Source organism: Chachezhania sediminis, from assembly GCF_009765275.1.
GTDB classification, from domain to species: Bacteria; Pseudomonadota; Alphaproteobacteria; order Rhodobacterales; family Rhodobacteraceae; genus Chachezhania; species Chachezhania sediminis.
The window spans coordinates 128,391-149,224 of record NZ_VOPH01000007.1 but is presented as its reverse complement, the minus strand read 5'-3'; the positions used below and the strand labels follow the sequence as shown (position 1 = coordinate 149,224).

Below are 20,834 nucleotides of genomic sequence, written 5' to 3'. Positions count from 1 at the left end.
CGGCGAACATCTGCGCCAGATCTTTCAAAAGCACACCCGCCACCGCCTCGCCGGCGGCAGCCGGATCGGGTCTTCGGAAACACTGTCACCCGACAACCCTGGCAGGGTACTTGTCCGGACAGAATCATCGGTACGGGAATTGCTCCCGGCGCATCGAGTTGCAGCGTGACCGGGGCAATCGCCCCGACACGGGCGACGCCATACAGGAACCACCATGGGCCCCAGTCTTATCATTTTCCTGCTTGTCTATGTCGCGCTGGCCCTGGGGCATCTGCCCGGATTCCGGGTCGATCGCACGGGTGCGGCCGTCATCGGCGCGATGGCGATGATCGGGCTTGGCCTGATCGGGCCCAAGGCAGCCTGGGACGCTATCGACTATCAGACGGTCGGGCTCCTGTTCGGATTGATGATCGTGTCCGGTGCCTTCACCGTGTCCGGCTTCTTCGACTGGCTGGCCCGAAAGGTCGCCGCGCTGGACGTGCTGCCGCAGGTGCTGCTGATGCTGATCATCGGCCTTGGAGGCGGCCTGTCGGCCCTGCTGACCAACGACGTGGTCGTCATCGCCATGACGCCGCTGCTGGTCTCGATCTCGATCTCGCGCGGGCTCAATCCGGTGCCGTTCATCCTGGGCTTCTGCTTTGCCGCCAACACGGGATCGGTCGCGACCATCATCGGTAGCCCGCAGAACATGATCATCGCCCAGACGCTGGGCCTGTCCTTCACCGAATATATGAAGGTGGTGCTGGTGCCCGCCCTGGCCACCCTGCCGATCATCTGGGGGCTGATCTGCGTCCTGTATCGTGGCCGCTGGACGATCCAGGCCAAGGCGACGCAACCCGTTGCCGGTACATCAGCCGGCCACGCCCTGGACATCGGCGGCACGGCGAAGGCGGCGATCATTACCGCCGCCGTGGTTGCCGCCTTCGTCTTCTCGGACTGGAGGAGGGAACTGATCGCCCTGTCGGCGGCCGCCGTCATCCTGGTCAGCCGGCGGGTCGCGTCCAAGGACGTGCTGGGCACGGTGGACGGCAACCTGCTTCTGCTGCTGGCGGGTCTGTTCGTGGTGAATGCCACCCTGGCGGACACGGGACTGCCCCAGAAACTGGTACATGACCTTCAGTCGGCCGGACTGGATCTGGGCAAGCCCTCGGTCATCTTCCTGGTCTCCAGCGTGCTCAGCAACATCGTCGGCAACAGCCCTGCCGTCATGCTGCTGGTGCCCTTCCTTCCGCATGCCGGCGACATGAATGCCGTCGGGGCGGCCCTGGCGCTTGGCACCGGGTTTTCCAGCAACGCGGTCATCTTCGGCAGTCTGGCCGGCGTCATCGTGGTTGAACAGGCGGCGCGCTTCAATATCGACATCTCGATGCGCGAGTTCTGCCGCGCGGGCATCCCCGTGTCGCTGATCTGCATGGCACTGGCCCTTGGCTGGATCCTGTTGACCTAGGTGTTCAGTCCCGGCATCTGGTGGATCGGATCGACGGTGAATCTATCTGGCTCTGAAGTACAGATCTTGCAGATGTATTCGTAGGGCGCCAGGCCGCCGAGCGTCTTGAAGCGGCGTGCGAAGTTGTAAGCGGCCATGAAGTCGGCGAGGTGGCCACGAAGGTGATCGTGACTGTCGTAGTGGAAGCGTTTGACAGTCGCCTCCCTGATTGTCCGGTTCATACGCTCGACCGCTGCCCGGCAGGCGATTTGGCATAGCCAATTCTGCCGAGAGGGGTGGCCATTGGTCCACGGATGGTTGGGCTTGGAATGCGGGCAGCGAATGACGTGCCGATCCGATACTGGCTCTGCCCCGGGCGCGAACGCCGCAGCAAACATCGGATCCCCCCGCCCGGCGGGGAGCTTCATGCAGCAGTTGTCTCAAAAATGGTTCCCCGCCTTTGCGGGACAAAAAATCCGGCTTCATTCGGTTATAGCAGTTTCCGATCCACGCCGCACCCGGGTCATGACTCATGCATGAACAGAGGCGGCCTTCCGCGCCGGGTCAGTCCGTGAAACATAGGTCTTACCGACACACATTGTCGCCATCGACCCGAAGCTTCACTGCGAAACGGCCGATGCCCGGACATGGCGGACGCACAGAACCACCCGGGATGCCATCCATGGGCCGCCAACAGTTTGCCGTTTCAGCATGGCAAACACTTCCACCATGGGCCCGTTCTGATAGACAGGGAACCGTGTCCCGGCCCGAAATGTACGTTCCGTCAGAACCTTGTCGGACCGAGACTGTGGACAACTCTTGCGCGATTCCGCATGCCCGGGCGATAGTCTCGAAAAAATCCGCGAGTTTCACAAAAAACCGTGACCACGGATCGGGCAGACGTGAGCGGTAGCGACCAGAACCTAGACATCGCCATCGGGCATTACGCGGAACTTCTCGCGGCGAATCTGCACGCGCAGAGAGAAGCACATTCCCCCCCGACGCACAGAAGACCATGCGGAGCCTGACCAGTGGCGAGGCCGCGGAACTTCTGGACGTCGACCACACCTACCTGCGCAAGCTCCACCGCGAGGGCAAGATTCCCGAAGTCGAGATGACGGCCGGCAACCACCGCCGCTATACGATCGACGATATCTGGGAAATCCGGCAGGCCCTTGAAGGCAACGCCAAGCGGGCCCATTCCTATGTTACCGGCCGGCGGGAAGGCGATGCGCTCCAGGTCATCTCGGTCGTGAATTTCAAGGGCGGGTCGGGCAAGACGACCACATCCGCCCACCTGGCGCAGCGGCTGGCCCTGAAGGGATATCGCGTGCTGGCCATCGACCTGGATCCGCAGGCCTCTTTGTCGGTGCTGCACAGCATCCAGCCTGAAATCGACCTGATGGAAGGCGGCACGCTCTACGATGCCGTCCGCTACGGCGACCAGGTGCCGATCCAGGACGTGATCCGCAAGACCTATATCCGCGGCCTGGATCTGATCGCCGGCAACCTCGAACTGATGGAGTTCGAGCACGAGACACCGGCAGCCATCCAGAACGGCGGCGCACGGGCCTTCTTTGCCCGGGTCCGCGATGCGCTGTAGGAAGTCGGGACCGATTACGACGTCGTGGTCATCGATTGCCCGCCGCAGCTGGGCTTTCTGACCATGTCGGCGCTGTCTGCGTCGACCGGCGTTCTGGTGACAGTCCACCCGCAGATGCTGGACCTCATGTCGATGAGCCAGTTCCTGCGGATGACCTCGGACCTCTTGGGCGTGATCCGGGATGCGGGCGCGAACCTGCGCTATGAATGGCTTAAATTCCTGCCGACCCGCTACAAGGTCGGCGATGCCCCCAGACCGAGATGATCACCTTCATCCGCGGCCTGTTCGGACGGTCGGTGCTGACCAATCACATGGTGGAATCCACAGCGATTTCCGATGCCGGCCTGACCAAGCAGACGCTGTACGAGGTCGACCGCAAGGGTTTCACCCGCACGACCTTCGACCGGGCGATCGAATCCATGAACGCCGTGAATGACGAGATCGGCGCACTGATCCAGGCCACATGGGGCAGAGACGGGGGCAAAGATGGTAAGAAAGGACAAGCTGAACCCGGCGCTCAGCACGCTGTAGAACGCGCCCGACGTCCGCGAAAACCGCCGACTGCGTGGCGGCATCGCCGAGATCGACACCGGCCTTATCGACGTCACCGGCCGGCTGGCCGACCGTCTGGACATCGACGTGACCGACCTGGCTGCGTCCATCCAGCGGAACGGGCAGCGGGTGCCGATCCTTGTCCGCCCCACCGAAGGCGACCGGTACGGCCTGATCTACGGGCGGCGGCGGCTGGAGGCCTGCCGCCAGCTGGGCCTGAAGGTCCGCGCCATCGTCACCGAACTGGAAGATGACCAGGCGCTGAAGGACCAGTTGCTGGAAAACCAGGCCCGCTGCGACCTGAGTTTCATCGAACGGGCGCTGGTGGCGCAGGCCCTGCTGGAAGGCGATCACCTCCCCGCGGGCGAACGCACCAACAAGGCCGTGGCCGAGGTCCTGAACCTGACCGAGGCCGGCGTGTCGCAGATGCTGAGCGTGGTCCGCATCGTGGGCGATGAACTGGTCCGCGCCATCGGTGCCGCACCGGGTATCGGCCGCCCCCGGTGGGAAGACCTGAAGCGCGCGATTTCCGATGGCGCGGACCCCGCTTTGCTGTTCGGCACCGCGGCCGTGGCCCGGTCTGCCGAAGGTCCCGCCGATACCGTGTCCGACAAGGCTTTCCTGGATACGCTGGTGGCCGCGCAAGGCGCGGATGCGCCCCGGGCCCCTGCCCCCGCGTCTGCGGACGGCATCGCCATTCCCGGCGTCGGCACGGCCAATGTCCGGTCGTCCGGACGCGGCAAACGGCTGAAGATCCAACTGCAAGCCCAGGAAAAGCAATTCGTCAGCTGGCTGGAAGGCAATGCCCCGGCCCTGATCAAGGAGCTTCACGACCGCTGGAAAGCGGCGCAAGATTGAGCATGAGCAGTCAACAACAAGGAGGCACGATACAGGCAGAATAGAAAAAAGCCCCGCAAAGCCAGCTTCACGAGACCTTTTCACAGGGTTTCGTCACGGCATCAGCTCGCAACCAAACTCAGTTTTGGCACCTCTGGCAGTAGCGAGCAGATGGCCAACCCGCAAGCCAAAGCGATTCGCGGACCTCTAGAGTTTTGCCTTCGTGAACGAAGAATGGGCTATGTTCCCCTGTCGCCGTTTCAGCGGCCGATCTAACACGCCCATCTGGTGGCCAGGCGGGATCGTGCTGCCCGCGCATCTGGACCCGCCGTCAACAAGTGGGAGCTGCTGCGAAATCTGTCGAAGGCGGGCCGCATCTTCGGCCTGTCGGATCCCGAACTGACGGTGCTTCAGGCACTTCTCAGCTTTCATCCGCAGGACATGCTGGGGGACGGCGCCATCGTCGTCTTTCCGTCGAACCGGTCACTGTGCGAACGGCTGAACGGCATGGCCTGTTCGACCATGCGCCGGCATCTGTCGCGCCTGATCGAGACCGGCCTGGTCGACCGCCGCGACAGCCCCAACGGCGAGCGCTATGCCCGATCGGATTCCACCGGCAAGGTTGCCTATGGCCTTGACCTGGCGCCCCTGCCCCGCCGTGCCGCGGAAATCGCGGACGCGGCCCGGCAGTTGCAGATCGCCGAGGATCGCCTGCGCCGCCTGCGCGAAGCCGTCAGCCTGGTACGCCGCGACCTTGTCGCCGTGGCCACCTACGGCGCACAGGTCAGGCCGGAACTTGGCTTGTGGGACCAATGTCAGGACATGGCCGCCCTCACCGCTCGTGCCCTGCGCCGCAAGCTGTCCGAAGCCGATCTGGAGGCGATCCGCGCCGAATTGACCGAAACCCTGAACCGCGTCAGCGCCCTTCTGGACGAACCGGAGACAGCTGCCGTGCCGTTCTGGATTACCATGACGGTCCGATCCGCCATTGGCATCAGCTGTTCGATGCGGCCGCCGTGGTTGGACCGGCAATGGGGATCACCCGGTCAGCGTGGAAAGAGGCGCAAAACGCGATGGGTCCGGAACAGGCAGCGGTGGTCGTGGCCGCCATGCTGGAACGCTTCGCCGAAATCCGAAATCCGGGCGGCTTTCTCAGTGCTCTCAGCGCCAAGGCGACGGCCGGAGCGTTCTCTTGCGGCCCCGTGATCTTGGCCTTGAGGAACCGGGAAGTGGCGACTTAACAGCTGTTAAGTCTTGGTCGTCTTGGCGCCGGTTTATCCGCAAGTACCGTATTCCAATTCCGGCCGGGTTTTCGCTGACGGTCTAGGCCCATGCCCTTCATGAAACATGCACGGACCGACACAACAGACGCAGGTGCCACGGTTTGCTGCCGGAACATGTCGATTGCGGCGGGGCTGTCCAGCGAGGAAAGAGGTGGCTCGTTTTTTTCTGAACAGGTTCCTGGCGTTTTCCAAGTGGTTTTCCGCCTCGGTTATGCCGCTGCCAGATCGGGCAGCAGCGGGTTGAAGTAGGCTTGATCGGGTGTCCAGCCGTCAAGCGATGAATGGGGGCGGCGCCCGTTGCAGAAGGCGATGTAACGGCTGATGCCAGCTCGTGCTTCCGCGACGCTGGCGTAGGCCCGAAGGTAGACCTCCTCGTACCTGATACTCCGCCACAGCCTTTCGACGAAGACGTTCGTCGCGCCATGCGCCTTTTCCGTCCATGCTGATCTTGATCTGGCGCGAAGACAGACCCTTGATGAAGTCGGTAGATGTGAACGACTGCCCTGATCGCTGTTGAATATCTCGGGCGACCGTGCCGGGCCAAGGCCTCTTCCAGCGCTTCGATGCAGAAGCCCGCGTCCAGCGTCATCGACACTCGCCATGCCAGGATGCGGCGCGTGGCCCAGTCGAGCACCGCCGCGAGGTAGATGAAGCCCCGGGCCATCGGTATGTAGGTAATGTCCATTGCCCAGACAGGGTTGGGACGCGTGACAGCCAGATTTCGCAGCAGGTAGGGGCAGATCTTGTGGCCCGGCGCAGGTTTCGAGGTGTTGGGCTTTCGGTACAGTGCCTCGATGCCCATGCGCTTCATCAGGGTGGCAACGTTCAGGCGTCTCACGACGACCCCCTCCTGGACCAGCAGTCCCTTCAGCATCCGGCTCCCCGCGAAGGGGAACTCCATTTGCTGCTGATCGATCCGGTGCATGAGTTTCAGATCGGCGTCCGCGACCGGCTGCGGCTTGTAATAGATACTGCTGCGGCTGATCCCGAGGACCTCGGCCTGGCGTGACAGGCTCAGCTTCGCCTTTCGATCGATCATCTTTTTGCGCTCGGCAGCAGACACGCCTTGCCGAGCGCGCCGGACAAAAAATCATTCTCCGGCGTCAGCTCTCCGATCTTCGCATGCAGGGTCTTTACGTCGAGCTTCGGGGCGGGATCACCCTTCGGTGTCTCCCGAATACGCCGGTCGCCCCCTCCGGAAGCTGGTCCCTCCATTGCTTGATCTGGTTCGGGTGCAGGTCGAAATCCTGCGCCAGCTCGACCAAGGTTTTCCCGCACTTGATCGCAGCCACCGCCACCTTCGCCGTGAACGCCGCTGAATAGCGTTTCCGTTTCGTCACCTCGGGTCAGTCTTCGTCAGGCGCTACAGCCTAACACCTGGTCCGAAATCCAGCGACCACCTCTGTCGGACAGTACCACCATCGGGGTATAGGACAGCCGCCACCAGCAACGGCAAAGCTCGCTGCAGAAACGGGAGCTGTGCCGGGACCTCAGGGCCGATCGGTCGTGATGCCGTTCGCCTCGGCGATAAGCTTCCGCACGACGCTTACAGGCATGAACATCCGCAGCGGATTCGAAGGCAACGACTGAAACCCGTAACTTTCATAGAGCGCCTTCCGGCGCGCGACCCTTTCGGGATCGCCACAATCGAGCACGTCCAGCATGACGACCGCGACACCGATCGCGTCCGCAGCTGCAGAGATCCGGCGCAAGGCGTCGACCAGAAGATCACCGCCGTAACTGCCTCCGCGGAACTTCTGGTCGCGCCCGATCATCGAGATGTAGGCTGCGGGAATGCTACCATGCGCCGGACGGGTGCGAGCATACTTTGCGGGCAGTTCACCATAGTCGACGGCATGGGCGTTGAGGGCGTAGAAGCCGATCACGGCACCATCGGCGGCAACCATGACATAGAGACGAACGTTGTCCGCCTTGGCGAGCTTGTTCGCCGTCTTCTGGAAATAGTTGTCGACCTGTTCGACGCCGCAAGAAAAGGCCTTTCGATCATGCCGGGAAGGATCGAAAGGCTCGATGACGTTGCCCGCAGACTCTGGTGCCGCCATTATCGCGAAGTGACAGACTCGCTATGCCGACGAAACGCCCCACGCAACGCATCGGTAGGTTCGGCAGGTGTGTCCAGGGCGGTGAAAAACGCGTCGTGATCGACCGGCTGCAATACCGTGCGTTCGTGCGCCGAAATCGTCGCCAGAGCCGCCTGGTAAGCCGCATTCATCGTGAAGACAGAGTCGTCCACACCAGACAGCGCCGCGGCCTGCTGGATTGCGCTCTTGATACGCGGCTTGGTCCGAAAGTTCATCCGGGCCTCGTTCCGCTCGTCGATCGCGCGCGTGGTGTCGTGGAAACCAAGCATGGCCGCCTCCAGTTTCATTGCCCAGCATGTACGCCCAATCGACGTACATTTCAAGTGTTCAGTGTGGAGCGTTCTTCGGAATACCAGCGTCACCCGACCCGCGGTGCGGCCAGGCAGGACGTGTTCGAATACATCGAACTATTCTGCAACGCGAAGCGCGAACATTCGAGCAACGGAATGCTATCGCCCGTTGATTTCCAGACAAGACAGCCGAAACCAACCGAGGTGGGCGTCTGGGAAACCAGGGTCAGGACCAGATCATCCGCAAGCCACGGCACTTCAGCGCTTGGTTCAAGGCTGGCCTGCTCCTGCTCTTGCAGGGCAGGAGTGTCGGTGTGCTCACGCACCCCAGCCACCGTACTGGCGTCACGAGATGAATCCATCGCAGTATTTGCGCAACAGCCCCGCCATAAGTTCTACTTCGACTGCAGTGAAATCGCGTGCTGCGAGAGCAGCGTTCTCTTGAGCGGTAGAGTACGCCGGGCTATGACTTAAGAATAACAAATATATCGACACCTCAGCTTTCGAAAAGCGAAACTCATGCCCAGCTTTGACATGGACGCGCTCCGGACGGTCGTCGTTGGCTCGGACCTGGGAAGCTTCGCGCGCGCTGCCGTTCAGCTCGGCCGCTCCCAATCCGCCGTCAGCATGCATCTCAAGAAGCTGGAACAGCAGGCGGGCACAACACTGTTCGTACGCAAGGGGCGCGGCCTGGTCCCGACCGAAGCGGGTGAAGCTTTCATCGCCTATGCCCGACGTATCGTCGCGCTGAATGACGAAGCCGCGCTCTCGGTTGGCGCGGCGGCAGGCTCGGCCTCCGTTCGACTTGGTTTACCTCAGGATTTCTTCGATGACGTGATGCCAGCAACACTTGGCAGGTTCGGACAGGAGGTGGAAAACGTGCATGTCGACGTGCAGGCCGGAGAAAACCACAGGCTCGCCGAAGAGGTCCGTGCAGGGCGCATTGACGCCGCGATCGCCTTCTTCCGACCGGGCAGCTCTGCCGAAGGCGAAACCCTGTGCGACCACCCCATGCGCTGGCTGGCGCATCGCGATCTGATGGATAGGAACGCCGCAGACCCCCTGCCCCTGATCATGTTCAACCACCCCTGCCTGTTTCGTCAGGCCATGCTTGCTGCGCTGGACCACAGCCAGACACGCTGGCGCGCCGCGCTCACCACGCCGAGCCTGCCCGCCGTCTGGGCCGGTCTGCGCAGCGGGCTGGGCATCGCCGTGCGGACGGATCACGGCAGACCGGAGGATATCGCCTGCGTCGGCCCCGCCCTTGGCCTGCCGGAATTGCCGAATATCGAGGTGCGCCTGTTGCGGGCGCCGAACCTGTCGCGTTTTGCAGAAAGGCTCGCGCAAGTGCTGCGGGAAGAGACACTCAAGCATCTGGCCCCGGGAATACGCAGCGCGGGCAGCGTTGATTTCGGGCGCCATCCTGATAGGATGCGCGCCACCTAGGGGTGTCCCGGCAAGGGGCTGAGATATCGCTGGCGCGTCGGTCGCAGGATCGTCGGGCAGCGCGGTGACCCTTTGAACCTGATCCGGATCATGCCGGCGAAGGGACAGGATCGCAGCGCTCTCTTGCCCTTGCCGGCCTCAGAATCACGAGGCCGACTTGCCATCTCCACCCATAGACCCTCGCCCGATTTCGGCGACCATCGCCGCCGTCATACGCGACAACCAGGTGCTTCTTGTTCGCCGCGCAAATCCGCCCGATGCGGGACGCTGGGGATTTCCGGGTGGAAAGATCGATCAGGGCGAGACCCTATTCGACGCCGCAGCCAGAGAACTGGCGGAGGAAACCGGCGTTACCGCAAAGCCGCTCCGCGTGTTCACGGCAGTCGACGCGTTCGACCACGACGACGCCGGCACCCTGCGCAGACACTTCATCCTGATTGCCGTGCTGTTGCGATGGACGGCCGGAGAGCCGGTTGCGGGGGACGACGCGCTGGAGGCGCGGTGGTTCGATCTGGGCGCGCTGAACGACCCCAGCCTCGCGCTAAGCCTCGATGTGGCCGAGGTCGCGGACCAAGCCGCCGCCCTGATGTCGGAGGTGCCGTCATGATCGCCAATGTCCTGACCATCGCAGGCACCGACCCTTCGGGCGGCGCAGGCATCCAGGCCGACATCAAGGCCATGTCGGCGCTTGGGGCCTATGCCTGTTCGGTGGTCACCGCCGTGGTCGCGCAAAACACCTGCGGTGTCCGGTCTTTTCAGGCGCTCGATCCGGATTTCGTCGCCGATCAGATCGATGCGGTGCTGGACGACGTGCGCATCGACGCGGTGAAAATCGGCATGATCGCCAATGCCGGGATCGCCCGCGCCGTGGCCGACCGGCTGCGCCATCACGGGGCACGCAACATCGTGCTCGACCCGGTGATGGTGGCAAAAAGCGGTCACGCGCTGCTCGACCCCGAGGCGGTCTCGGCGGTGCGCGAGGCGCTTGTGCCGCTGGCCCGCGTCATCACACCGAACCTGCCCGAAGCCGCCGTGCTGCTGGGTCGCGACGACAGTTGGACCGCCGAGACGATGCAGGCCGCCCTGCCCGACCTCCTGGCGCTCGGCTCCGACTATGTCCTGCTCAAGGGCGGGCACCTGGCGGGGGCGGACAGCACCGACCTTCTGGCCGGGCCGGACGGCACCCGGGCACTGAAGGCCCCGCGCATCGCCACGACCAACGATCATGGCACCGGCTGCACCCTGTCCTCGGCCATCGCCGCGCTTCTGCCGCATCACGACATGCCCGAGGCCGTGGAACGCGCCAAGGCCTACCTGCACGCCGCGCTCGCCCAAAGCGACGCGCTGGACGTGGGCCACGGCCACGGGCCGGTGCATCACTTCCACGCGCTCTGGGGCTCAGGCGGTTAGGGCGTCGATCCTGTCCCTAAGGGCGCGAGCGGCGGCCTCGGGGTCCGGTTGACCGCAGATGGCCGAAACCACCGCGACGCCCCGCGCCCCGGCCTTCAGGGCCTGCGCCACGTGGTCGGCCTTCAACCCGCCGATGGCCACGGCAGGCACCGGGCTGGCCGCGACCTGCGCCGCCAGCCCGTCAAAGCCCACCGGCGTCTTGTGATCCAGCTTGGACGGCGTGGCAAAAACCGGGCCTGCACCGATGTAGTCGACCAACGCCGGGTCGACCGCTGCGGCCAGAGCCGGCGTCTCGACCGACAGGCCCAACACCATCGCCGCGCCGATCCGTGCCCGTGCCTCGGCCACAGCCATGTCGCCCTGCCCGATGTGCAGTCCGTCAGCGCCGATCTGGATCGCCGCCTCCACGTCATCGTTCACGATCAGCGCCGCACCGGTCCCCGCCAGCGCGGCCTTCAGCGCGCGCCCCGTCTCGATCATCCGCGCGGTATCGGCCGTCTTGTCGCGCAGCTGCACCACCGTGGCCCCGCCCGCCATGGCGGCGCGGGCCGTGGCGACCATGCCGACACCGGCGCAGAGGCCGGGATCGAGCACGAGGTAAAGCGACAGGTCCGGACAACGTCTCATGCCGGGACCGCCGCGTCGTGGATCACTGCGCCCGCCAGCGCTTCGGGCGTCACCGCGGCCAGCGCGTCCAGGAACCGCGGCGCGAAACTGCCCGGCCCCAAGGCCCCGTCATGCGCCCGCGCACCCGCCACGGCGAAATGCGACAGTGCGCCCACGGCGGCATCGAAGGCATCGTCGGCCACCGCCGCATAGGCCCCGCAGAGGCAGGTCAGCGAGCAGCCGAGCGCGGTGTTCATCGGCATGAAGGGCGAACCGCCCTCGATCCGCACCGCGCGCGTGCCGTCGGTCACGTAGTCCACCTCACCTGTCACCGCGACCACCGCGCCGCTGGAGCGGGCCAGCCGACGCGCGCCTTCCTCCGCCGCCTCGACAGGGTCGCGGCCGTCGACACCCTGCCCCTGGCTGGCCTCGCCCGCCAGCGACAGGATTTCCGAGGCATTGCCGCGGATGATCGTCGGGTGCCGCGCCACGAGTGCCTGCACCACCACGCGGCGATAGCTTGTTGCCTGACAGGCCACCGGGTCCAGCACCCAGGGGCGCCCGGCCGCCTGCGCGCCCCGGATCGCCGCCTGCATCCCCGCCACGAAGGGCGGCGACAGTGTGCCGATGTTCACCGTCACCGCGCCCGCGATCCCGGCGAATTCCTCGGCCTCTTCCACGTCCGAGACCATGGCGGGGCTGGCGCCCGCCGCCAGCAGCACGTTGGCCGCGATGTTCATGGCTACGTAGTTGGTGATGCACTGCACCAGTGGCGTGCTGGCCCGCAACGCGGTCAGAAGGGTTTCGGGGGCCTGGGTCATTTCACGTCCTCCACAGGCATGTAGAGATCGCCGCCCTCGCGGAACTTCTCGGCCATGCGCGCCATGCCTTCCTTCTGCGCCTCGGCACGGATGTCGTGGCTGATCCGCATCGAACAGAATTTGGGCCCGCACATCGAACAGAAATGCGCCACCTTGTGCGCCTCTTTCGGCAGGGTCTCGTCATGCATGGACCGCGCGGTTTCGGGATCGAGCGACAGGTTGAACTGATCCTCCCAGCGGAACTCGAACCGCGCACGGCTCAGCGCATCGTCGCGGATCTGTGCCGCCGGATGTCCCTTGGCCAAGTCTGCGGCATGGGCCGCGATCTTGTAGGTGATGACACCCACCTTCACGTCGTCGCGATCGGGCAGGCCAAGATGTTCCTTAGGCGTCACGTAGCACAGCATCGCCGTGCCGAACCAGCCGATCATCGCCGCGCCGATGCCGCTGGTGATGTGGTCATAGCCCGGCGCGATATCGGTGGTCAGCGGCCCGAGCGTGTAGAACGGCGCCTCGCCGCAGACCTCCAGCTGTTTGTCCATGTTGGCCTTGATCTTGTGCATCGGCACATGGCCCGGCCCTTCGATCATCACCTGGCAATCCTTGGCCCAGGCGATATGGGTCAGCTCTCCCAGCGTCTCCAACTCGGCAAACTGCGCCTCGTCATTGGCATCGGCGATGGAGCCCGGCCGCAGCCCATCGCCCAGAGAGAACGACACGTCATAGGCGCGGGCGATATCGCAGATGTCGTCGAAATGCTCGTAGAGAAAGCTCTCGCGGTGATGGTGCAAGCACCACTTGGCCATGATCGAGCCGCCGCGCGAGACGATCCCCGTCACCCGGTTCACCGTCATCGGGATCATGTGCAGCCGCACGCCCGCGTGGATGGTAAAGTAGTCCACCCCTTGCTCAGCCTGCTCGATCAGCGTGTCGCGAAAGACCTCCCAGCTCAGGTCCTCGGCAATGCCGCCGACCTTCTCCAGCGCCTGGTAGAGCGGCACGGTGCCGATGGGCACGGGGCTGTTGCGCAGGATCCAGTCGCGGATGTTGTGGATGTTGCGCCCCGTCGACAGGTCCATGACCGTGTCGGCGCCCCATCTCGTCGCCCAGACCATCTTTTCGACTTCCTCGGCCATCGAGGAGGTCACGGCGGAATTGCCGATGTTTGCGTTGATCTTGACGAGGAAGTTGCGCCCGATGGCCATCGGCTCGGCCTCGGGGTGGTTGATGTTCGCGGGGATGATCGCGCGGCCCTGGGCGATTTCATCGCGGACGAACTCCGGCGTGATGAAGTCCGGGATCGCCGCGCCGAAGCTTTCACCGTCGCGAGGCAGCTTCTCGGCCTGCGCCTTGCGGCCAAGGTTCTCGCGGATCGCCACGAACTCCATCTCCGGCGTGACGATCCCGGCGCGGGCATAGGCCATCTGGGTCACGGCACGGCCTTGCGTTGCGCGGCGTGGGGCATTGCGAACGGGAAATTCCGGCACCAGCCGCGCGCCTTCGGCAAAGCCGTTGTCGGCGGGAGTGATGTCGCGGCCCTCGTAGGTCTCGGTATCGCCACGGGCCGCGATCCAGGCCTCGCGCAGGCGCGGCAGGCCACGGTCGATGACGATCTCCGCGTCCGGGTCCGTATAGGGGCCGGAGCTGTCGTAGACGGTGACAGGCGGCTCGCCCGCCGTGGGGTGCAGGTCGATCTCGCGCATGGGGACGCGGATATCGGGGTGGCGGTCACCCGCGTGCCAGACGCGGCGCGAGGCGGGCAGCGCGCCCGTGGTGACAGTCGGAGTCAGGTCTTTCATCGGTCGGAGCCTCCATAGCTCAAAGCGTTGGAGACCCAGTTCCGCGTCGAATGGGATTGCCGGTGTGGAATACGCCCCTGCCACGAAAATGCAGTCGGGGCCCGCGCGGCCAGTGCACCATCCCTACGCCAGTGTGAACTGGATCAGGTTCATCGGGTCACTGCGCTGCGCGGACTTGGCGTCCGGCCATCAGTATCTCAGCCTCTTGTCGAGACCCCCCGGGTGAGTGTCGACAAGCTGCGCGGCAAACGCGCCGATGTCAACATATCCGACGCGCCAACCTACCCGAATTTCGGAACCCGAAGTTCAGATCATTTCGTTATTCCAACGGGTCCAGGTCAGCTAGCCTGCCTCCCGAGGCGGATGGAGACAGTCATGAAACCACAGGACCAAATCGGCTTCATCGGCCTGGGAACCATGGGCGGGCCGATGGCCCTCAACCTCTGCCGTGCGGGACAGCCGCTGATGGTGTGGAACCGGACGCCAGAGCGAACCGCGCCTTTGAGAGAGGCCGGGGCCGTGGTGGCGGCCGATGCGGGCGACCTTTTCGACCGCTGTACCACGGTGTTCCTGATGCTGGAAAATGCGGCCGCGACCGATGCCGTGCTGGGCCGCGGCACCGAGGCCTTTGCACACCGCGTCGCCGGGCATTGCGTCGTCTCGATGGGTACGACCGCGGCTGATTACTCCTTTCACCTGTCGCAAGACATCACCACGGCAGGCGGGTGCTTTGTCGAGGCGCCGGTCTCGGGCTCTCGAAAACCGGCGGAAGCGGGACAGCTTGTCGGCATGCTCGCCGGCCCGCGCGAGGAGATCGAGCGCCTGCGCCCCCTGCTCTCGCCGATCTGCAAGCAGCTTTTCGACTGCGGCGCGGTACCCGCCGCCCTCCAGATGAAGCTGGCGGTCAACACCTTCCTGATCACCATGGTCACCGGCCTTGCCGAGGCCGCGCATTTCGCCGCGCGCCATGGGCTCGACATGGACAGCTTCGCCGACATTCTCAACGCCGGTCCGATGGCCAGCGACGTCTCCCGCGTGAAGATCGACAAGCTCTGCCGCCGCGACTTCAGCCGACAGGCTGGCATTTCGGACGTGCTGAAAAACAGCCGTCTGGTCGTCGAGGCCGCAAAGGCCGCCGGCACCGCCCATCCGCTGATGGAGATTTGCGCAGGCTTGTACGAGACGACAGAGAAGATGGGATACCACGCGCAGGACATGATAACCGTGATCCGCGCCCTTGAGGCCCGGGCAGGACAATCGCAGTGACGCAGCTCCGGCAGGACGCAGACTGATCCCGAACGGAGCCCAGCGGCAGAGCCTTCAGGGCGTTGCCATTGCGCGGCGGCTTCTGGCTGCGCGGGAGGTTGCTGCAGGCAAGGTGCCGTGTCTCGCGTCCGTTGCCGTTCCGCTGGAATGGGCCAAGTATTTCGTCTCCCGCATGGGAGAGGAAGCCGCGACCGCGACCGGAAGTCTGCGCGACTGGCTTCCGGGCCCCCTGCCCGGCCATGAAGCGACGGCTAGCCCGTGACCGCCGTCACCGCGCTGCCGCCGATCATGGAGCCGCCAGCCGCATACCCCATGCGACGACGCGCACGACGGCTGTTAAAGAGCCTCCCCGTCCGCTCGGCGATCAGGAGATGTCCGGCAAACAGCACAACGACGACAAGGCTGGCGAACATCAGGCCAGACCCTGAGCAAGAGATGGGAGGTAGCTCGATTTGACTGGGTGAATTCGGCTTTCACCTCACCTCAAGACAACCGCCTTCACGTATGTCGATACATTAAATTTTCCGACCTTTATGCGCGCGGCCGCGTGCTCCGGGCGCCGGTTTTCCCGACGGGCAACGGAAACTTCCCAGGCGTAGCGCCGGCCCGCGCGGGTCATATCGGCCCCCGGGCAGAAACCTGCCCGGGCAGTGCAGTCGGGACGGCACGGGCGCCCGTGCCGTCCGGTGCGGGGCGTGCCATGCTCGTACTGGGGATCATTACACCGCAGCCGGAACAGGTCTGTTCCCGGTCCGATCTTCTGCGGGCGGGCATGAATCGAGTGAGATCACCCTGTCCGCAGTCTTGCCGACCAATGCCGTGTCATGGCTGACGAGGGCCAGCGCGCACCCTTCCTGCGAAGCCGTTTCCGTCAGAAGCCCGATCACCTCCCGTTGCGTGATCGGATCAAGGCGGGAGGTCGGTTCGTCCGCGAAGATGAACCGTGGCCGGGTCAGCAGCAGCCTGAGGACCGCAAGCCGCTGAAGCTCTCCGCCCGACACGGCGCCGGGCCTGCGGGCCAGCAGCGACGGTGACAGGCGCAAGCGGGTCAGCAGCTGGTCGATCCGGTTCGATGTCTGGCCATGCAGGGCAGCCGTATCCCGCAGCGTGCGGCCCAGGGTACGATGCCGCGGGAAGGCCGCGACCGGATCCTGGTAGAGCTTCTGGAACGCCGTCCGCGGCAGGCCCGGCTGGCGCTCCACCCGTCCGGATACCGGCATGACCAGACCCAGAAGCGTGTCGCCCAGCGTGGACTTGCCACAGCCCGACGGACCGGTGACGCCCAGGATCTCGCCTTCGGCGAGGGCAAGGGACAGGTCGGAAAAGACCCGCCGGCCGCCCCGGTCCGCCGCAAGGTCGCTGGCTGCCAGCACCGGCGCGCCACGGGGCCCGGCGGGGCGCCGGCCCCAGCTTTCGGGATCCGCCGCGATCAGGTCGCGTGCATAGGCCTCGCGCGGGGCGGCCATCACGGTGGCGGTTTGCCCCGTCTCGACCACCCTGCCCTCGCGCAGGACGATCATCCGGCCACCGATCCGGCGTGCCAGTGCCAGGTCGTGGGTGATGACCATCAGGCCCCCGCCCCGCGCCAGTTCGGCCAGCAACAATTCGGCCACATCGTCCCGGCGCGCACTGTCCAGCCCCTTGGTCGGTTCGTCCGCGATCACGATCCGGGCGCCCCCGGCCCGCGCCGCCGCGATGGCAACGCGCTGCGCCATGCCCCCCGACAGCTGGTGGGGATAGCGGTCCCCGGCCCCGGCCAGGCCCAGATGCTCCAGGTCCGAGGCGGCCCGCCGCCGTGCCCCGGCCGCATCCAGCCCGCGCACCAGCCGGTGCGCCTCGGCCACCTGCGCGGCCCCGCGCATCAACGGGTCCAGCGACAGCCACGGCTCCTGCGGCAGGACCGCGATCTCGCGCCCCCAGAGGCGGCGAAAGTCCTGCGCCCGCGCCGCGTCCAGGATCCGGTTCCCAAGCGACACGCGCCCCGTTGCTGCCAGCCCGGCCGGCAGCGTCCCCATGACGGCCTGCGCCAGAAGGCTTTTGCCCGATCCGGTTTCGCCCAGGATCACCAGCGGCTCGCCCGCCTCCAGGTGCAGGCTCAGTGGCTGCAGGATCGTCGTCGCACCGTCGGCAACGGCGATGTGTTCGGCTTTCAGCAAGGTCATGCGGAACGGCTCCCCGCCAGAAGGGTCAGGCCCAGCAGCAGGGCGAAGGTCGCGATCACCGGCGAAAGAAGCGCCAGCGGCGCCTCGCGCCAATAGGGCAGAAGGTCGACCATCATCAGCCCCAGCTCGGGCGTGGGCGCACGCATGCCGACATGGACAAAGCCAAGGGCCGCGATGGCCATGATCGCCGTCGCCGTGCCGAAGGCCGCGGCGGTCAGCATCATCGGCGCGATCTCGGGCCAGACATGGATGCGGAAGATGTAGACCGGCCCGAAGCCCAGCAGCCGCGATGCCTCGACCGCGGACGAGGCCAGCGTGTCGCGGGTGGCGGCGCGGGTCAGACGGAAGAATTCGACCCACAGCACCAGCGATAGCCCTGCCCAGAAGCCAAGCGCCGTGCCCGGCACCATGGCCAGCACGATCAGCACAAGCAGCAGCCCCGGCAACGCCAGCAACGCGTCGGCCAGCACCGTCAGCATCCGGTCGGTCCACCCGCCCCGGCCTGCCGCCAGCGTGCCAAGCATCAGCCCGGCGGCACCGGCCGTCACCACAGCGGCCAGTGCAATGGCTGGCGACAGGCGCAGGGCATAGGCCAGACGGTGGAAGATCGACCGGCCCAGATGGTCATAGCCCAGAGGTCCCGCCGCATCGGGCCCGGCCAGCGCCTTCATCAGGGATTGCGCGAAAGGATCGCCGGGCACGATCAAGGGGCCCAACAGCGCGAAGGCCAGCACGGCGACGACCAGCGCCGCACCGGTCATCCTGCCCCAGTTCGCGGGCGCGTGCATCGGAACTGCGATATCGCTCATGCCGTCCCCCGAGGGTCGATGCGCGCGACGGCCAGATCGATCAGCGCGTTCAGAAGGACAAAGCTCAGCCCCAAGACCAGCGCCGTGCCCTGAACCATCGGCACGTCGCGCGAAAAGATCGCGTGGACCAGCGCATGGCCGATGCCGGGCCAACCGAAGATCGACTCGACAACCACGACGCCTTCGACCAGCGTCACGAATTGCAGGCCCAGATAGGTGAGCAGCGGAACCGAGACATTGCGCAGCCCATGGCGCAGCAGCGCCTGCCGGCGCGACAGGCCCTTCCACTGCGCGAAACTGTAGAACGGCATCGCCCCGACCCGCGCCATCGCGTCGCGCGCGATGCGGGCATTGACCGCCGCAAGGCCAAGCGCCAGCGCAAGGGCTGGAAGGATGAAATGGCGCGCATCTCCATATCCCGCTGCCGGAAGCCAGCGCAACTGTACCGCCAGGAGCAGGATCAGCAGCAGCGCCATCAGGAACTGCGGCACCGCCTTCAGCCCGGTCGACACCACCAGCAGCGCACGATCGAGCGCGCCCCCCGGCCGCAGCCCCGCCAGGATGCCAAGCGGCGGGCCGATCATCAGCGACAGCAGCACCGCCGCCCCGGCCAGTGCCAGCGAGGCACCCAATTGGTGACCGATCTCGGCCATCACGGGCTGGCCCGACACCAGCGAGCGGCCAAAATCCAGCCGGAACAGATCGCCCAGCCAGGATAGGAAGGCGGGCAGCGCCGGGCCGCCCAGGCCCAGTTCCTCGCGCACCGCATCGGCGGCGGCCGTGTCGACATTGTCATAGCCATAGCGCCCGGCGGCGATGCGATATGCTGCGTCGCCCGGCAGGCTGCGCATCATCGCGAATGTGGCCGCCCCGATCAGCAGGGCGACCATCACGGCCTGGACACCACGTGTCGCAAGTGTCTTCATTCGGCAAGCCGCAGGTTCTGAAGACCGAAGGACCGTTCCCACGGATCGATGACCGTGCCCTCGACAGCCGCGTTCACGGCAAGCGTCTGCATGTACCAGGCAATAGGGATCACGGGCAATTCGGCCTGCAGGATCGCCACCATCCGGGAGCGTTCGGCATAGCCACCGTCGCCGCGGGCGACGTTATGGGCCAGATCCACCATCTCGGCGTTGTCCCAGCCCATGGCACCCCAGTCGCCCGAGGGCGCATAATCCGAAAGGACCGTTCCGATCGGATTCGGGATCAACCCGAAATTCCGCGCGATCAGGCCCAGGTCCAGCGAACCGTCGGCATGACGCGAGGTGATTTCCGACGAATTCGTGGTGTCGATGGTTAGATCCACGCCGATGGCGCGGAACTGCTGTTCGAGGACGGCCGCAACCAACGGCAGTTCGGGACGGTCGGGATAGGTCGTCAGCGTGATCGCGAAGGGCTGCCCGTCGCGGCTCAGGATCCCGTCGGCGCCCGGCACCCAGCCGAGATCAGCGAGCAACGCCTTCGCGGCTTTGGGATCATAGGCCAGCGGCGGCAGCGACGCATCATGCCAGTCCCCGACCGACGGCGGGAACAGCTGGCTGGCCCCTTCGGGATAGCGCAGAACGGCGCGTGCGATGCCTTCGCGGTCGATCGCAAGGCTCAGCGCCTGACGTGCCTTGGGTTCTGACAACGCGGGATGACCGGCGTTCACTTTCAACAGCAAGGTGCGCGGGATCGCCACGGAATGTACCGAGACCCCGTCCAGCATTCCCAGCCGCGCAACTGAAGCAGGGTCCAGTCCGAAGACGAAATCGGCCTCGCCCGACTCCGCCATCAACGCCCGGGTTTCCGCCCGGCTGACGCCCGAATAGCTGACATTGGGCACATTGGGCGCTGCGCCCCAGTATTCCGGGAAGACCTCGGCCTTCAGGCTCAGCGGCGGAGCCAGATCCGTGACACGATACGGGCCGGTGCCGATGACCTGCACCCCTGCCCCGTCGGCGTCATATGCCGCTGGCGCCAGGATCTGGGTCGTGTAATGCGCCAGATAGGCCGGCAGCGCGGCAAAGGGTTCGGACAGCGTCAGGACGACTGTTCCGTCCCCGGCTTCGATGGCCGAGATCGGCGTCTTGGACAAGGGTCCGGGCTTGGACCTTGCGAAGTTCAGGGCATTGACCACGGCATCGGGAGTCATGGGCGTGCCGTCGTGGAACCGCACATCTTCCTGGAGGACAAAGGTCCACGCCAGGCCGTCATCGCTGACGGACCAGTTTGCAGCCAAACCGGGGATCAGGGCGCCCTTCGGATCTGCGTTCGTCAGCGTCTCGGCCACGCCCATCCGGGTGAAGATATAGCCTGAAGTCGACGGCTCGGGCGACTTGATCTCGAACTGGGCGACAACGTCCAGCGTATCGTCGGCCAGCGCTGGCATGGCCGCACAAATCAGTGCGGCGGCCAGGAAGGCTAAGGGTCGTCTCAT

At 65.4% G+C, this 20,834-nt stretch carries 18 protein-coding genes, 4 pseudogenes and 2 riboswitches; of the genes and pseudogenes, 9 read left to right on the top strand and 13 right to left on the bottom strand.

What is annotated here, in order from left to right:
- The first annotated feature begins 214 nt into the window (after positions 1-214).
- The gene (locus FQK05_RS19200; RefSeq protein WP_158969899.1) at positions 215-1,447 is read left to right on the top strand and encodes an ArsB/NhaD family transporter; all 1,233 of its coding nucleotides are present in this window, start codon (positions 215-217) and stop codon (positions 1,445-1,447) included.
- Here FQK05_RS19200 and FQK05_RS19195 read toward each other — a convergent pair.
- Positions 1,444-1,755 (bottom strand): annotated as a pseudogene (locus FQK05_RS19195) (integrase core domain-containing protein); the annotation flags it as partial. The gene FQK05_RS19200 and the pseudogene FQK05_RS19195 overlap by 4 nt on opposite strands.
- Before the next feature lie 573 nt (positions 1,756-2,328).
- Between FQK05_RS19195 and repA the strand changes: the two are divergent.
- The 4 genes and pseudogenes from repA to repC (FQK05_RS26425) all read left to right on the top strand — a co-directional run.
- Positions 2,329-3,502 (top strand): annotated as a pseudogene (gene repA / locus FQK05_RS19190) (plasmid partitioning protein RepA); the annotation flags it as partial.
- Between the two features lie 88 nt (positions 3,503-3,590).
- Positions 3,591-4,439 (top strand): plasmid partitioning protein RepB, encoded by an 849-nt coding sequence (gene repB / locus FQK05_RS19185; RefSeq protein ID WP_325063917.1) that lies wholly within the window; start codon positions 3,591-3,593, stop codon positions 4,437-4,439.
- A gap of 267 nt (positions 4,440-4,706) precedes the next feature.
- Positions 4,707-5,303: pseudogene (gene repC / locus FQK05_RS26430) on the top strand (plasmid replication protein RepC); the annotation flags it as partial.
- Positions 5,231-5,659: a replication initiation protein RepC gene (gene repC / locus FQK05_RS26425; RefSeq protein ID WP_325063916.1), complete on the top strand. Its 429-nt coding sequence runs from the start codon at positions 5,231-5,233 to the stop codon at positions 5,657-5,659. The pseudogene repC (FQK05_RS26430) and the gene repC (FQK05_RS26425), both read left to right, overlap by 73 nt.
- A gap of 251 nt (positions 5,660-5,910) precedes the next feature.
- On the opposite strand, the pseudogene FQK05_RS19175 reads toward repC (FQK05_RS26425), so the two are convergent.
- The 4 genes and pseudogenes from FQK05_RS19175 to FQK05_RS26565 all read right to left on the bottom strand — a co-directional run bounded on the left by FQK05_RS19175 (position 5,911) and on the right by FQK05_RS26565 (position 8,419).
- Positions 5,911-7,041, bottom strand: a pseudogene (locus tag FQK05_RS19175) (IS3 family transposase).
- Positions 7,042-7,191: 150 nt separating this feature from the next.
- Entirely contained in the window at positions 7,192-7,764 is a 573-nt protein-coding gene (locus FQK05_RS19170; RefSeq protein WP_158969897.1) for a GNAT family N-acetyltransferase, read from the bottom strand.
- The gene (locus tag FQK05_RS19165) at positions 7,764-8,072 is read right to left on the bottom strand and encodes a type II toxin-antitoxin system TacA family antitoxin (RefSeq protein WP_158970007.1); all 309 of its coding nucleotides are present in this window, start codon (positions 8,070-8,072) and stop codon (positions 7,764-7,766) included. Before FQK05_RS19165 ends, FQK05_RS19170 begins: the two co-directional genes overlap by 1 nt.
- A gap of 89 nt (positions 8,073-8,161) precedes the next feature.
- Positions 8,162-8,419, bottom strand: coding sequence for a hypothetical protein (locus FQK05_RS26565; protein WP_158969895.1), 258 nt, complete (start codon positions 8,417-8,419; stop codon positions 8,162-8,164).
- Between the two features lie 193 nt (positions 8,420-8,612).
- Here FQK05_RS26565 and FQK05_RS19155 point away from each other — a divergent pair, with 193 nt between their 5' ends.
- The 3 genes from FQK05_RS19155 to thiD all read left to right on the top strand — a co-directional run bounded on the left by FQK05_RS19155 (position 8,613) and on the right by thiD (position 10,949).
- Complete coding sequence (locus FQK05_RS19155) at positions 8,613-9,539, top strand: LysR substrate-binding domain-containing protein (RefSeq protein ID WP_233270579.1); 927 nt, start codon at positions 8,613-8,615, stop codon at positions 9,537-9,539.
- A riboswitch (TPP riboswitch) is annotated at positions 9,528-9,662 on the top strand. (Overlaps the previous gene by 12 nt.)
- 34 nt (positions 9,663-9,696) lie before the next feature.
- Complete coding sequence (locus tag FQK05_RS19150) at positions 9,697-10,146, top strand: NUDIX hydrolase (RefSeq protein ID WP_158969893.1); 450 nt, start codon at positions 9,697-9,699, stop codon at positions 10,144-10,146.
- Positions 10,143-10,949 (top strand): bifunctional hydroxymethylpyrimidine kinase/phosphomethylpyrimidine kinase, encoded by an 807-nt coding sequence (gene thiD, locus FQK05_RS19145; RefSeq protein WP_158969891.1) that lies wholly within the window; start codon positions 10,143-10,145, stop codon positions 10,947-10,949. Before FQK05_RS19150 ends, thiD begins: the two co-directional genes overlap by 4 nt.
- Here the strand turns inward: thiD and thiE are convergent.
- From thiE to thiC, 3 genes are read right to left on the bottom strand one after another with little or no spacing between them, the layout of a single operon-like run.
- Positions 10,938-11,576, bottom strand: a complete 639-nt coding sequence (gene thiE, locus FQK05_RS19140) for a thiamine phosphate synthase (protein ID WP_158969889.1) — start codon at positions 11,574-11,576, stop codon at positions 10,938-10,940. The genes thiD and thiE overlap by 12 nt on opposite strands.
- Positions 11,573-12,376, bottom strand: a complete 804-nt coding sequence (thiM, locus tag FQK05_RS19135; protein WP_158969887.1) for a hydroxyethylthiazole kinase — start codon at positions 12,374-12,376, stop codon at positions 11,573-11,575. The genes thiE and thiM overlap by 4 nt, the downstream gene beginning before the upstream one ends.
- Positions 12,373-14,175 carry a phosphomethylpyrimidine synthase ThiC gene (thiC, locus tag FQK05_RS19130; protein ID WP_158969885.1) on the bottom strand — a complete coding sequence of 601 codons (1,803 nt, stop codon included), beginning with the start codon at positions 14,173-14,175 and terminating at the stop codon, positions 12,373-12,375. Before thiC ends, thiM begins: the two co-directional genes overlap by 4 nt.
- A 102-nt stretch (positions 14,176-14,277) precedes the next feature.
- Positions 14,278-14,406: riboswitch (TPP riboswitch) on the bottom strand.
- On the opposite strand from thiC, the gene FQK05_RS19125 reads away from it, so the two are divergent.
- Complete coding sequence (locus FQK05_RS19125) at positions 14,398-15,441, top strand: NAD(P)-dependent oxidoreductase (RefSeq protein ID WP_233270578.1); 1,044 nt, start codon at positions 14,398-14,400, stop codon at positions 15,439-15,441. It overlaps the preceding riboswitch by 9 nt.
- A gap of 251 nt (positions 15,442-15,692) precedes the next feature.
- On the opposite strand, the gene FQK05_RS19120 is transcribed toward FQK05_RS19125, so the two are convergent.
- From FQK05_RS19120 to FQK05_RS19100, 5 genes are all read right to left on the bottom strand, one after another.
- Complete coding sequence (locus tag FQK05_RS19120) at positions 15,693-15,854, bottom strand: hypothetical protein (protein ID WP_199252711.1); 162 nt, start codon at positions 15,852-15,854, stop codon at positions 15,693-15,695.
- A gap of 306 nt (positions 15,855-16,160) precedes the next feature.
- Positions 16,161-17,603 carry an ABC transporter ATP-binding protein gene (locus tag FQK05_RS19115; protein WP_158969883.1) on the bottom strand — a complete coding sequence of 481 codons (1,443 nt, stop codon included), beginning with the start codon at positions 17,601-17,603 and terminating at the stop codon, positions 16,161-16,163.
- Positions 17,600-18,412 (bottom strand): ABC transporter permease, encoded by an 813-nt coding sequence (locus FQK05_RS19110; protein WP_199252710.1) that lies wholly within the window; start codon positions 18,410-18,412, stop codon positions 17,600-17,602. Before FQK05_RS19110 ends, FQK05_RS19115 begins: the two co-directional genes overlap by 4 nt.
- A complete protein-coding gene (locus FQK05_RS19105) occupies positions 18,409-19,338 on the bottom strand; it encodes an ABC transporter permease (RefSeq protein WP_158969881.1) in 930 nt (309 codons plus the stop codon). The genes FQK05_RS19110 and FQK05_RS19105 overlap by 4 nt, the downstream gene beginning before the upstream one ends.
- A complete protein-coding gene (locus FQK05_RS19100; RefSeq protein WP_158969879.1) occupies positions 19,335-20,834 on the bottom strand; it encodes an ABC transporter substrate-binding protein in 1,500 nt (499 codons plus the stop codon). The genes FQK05_RS19105 and FQK05_RS19100 overlap by 4 nt, the downstream gene beginning before the upstream one ends.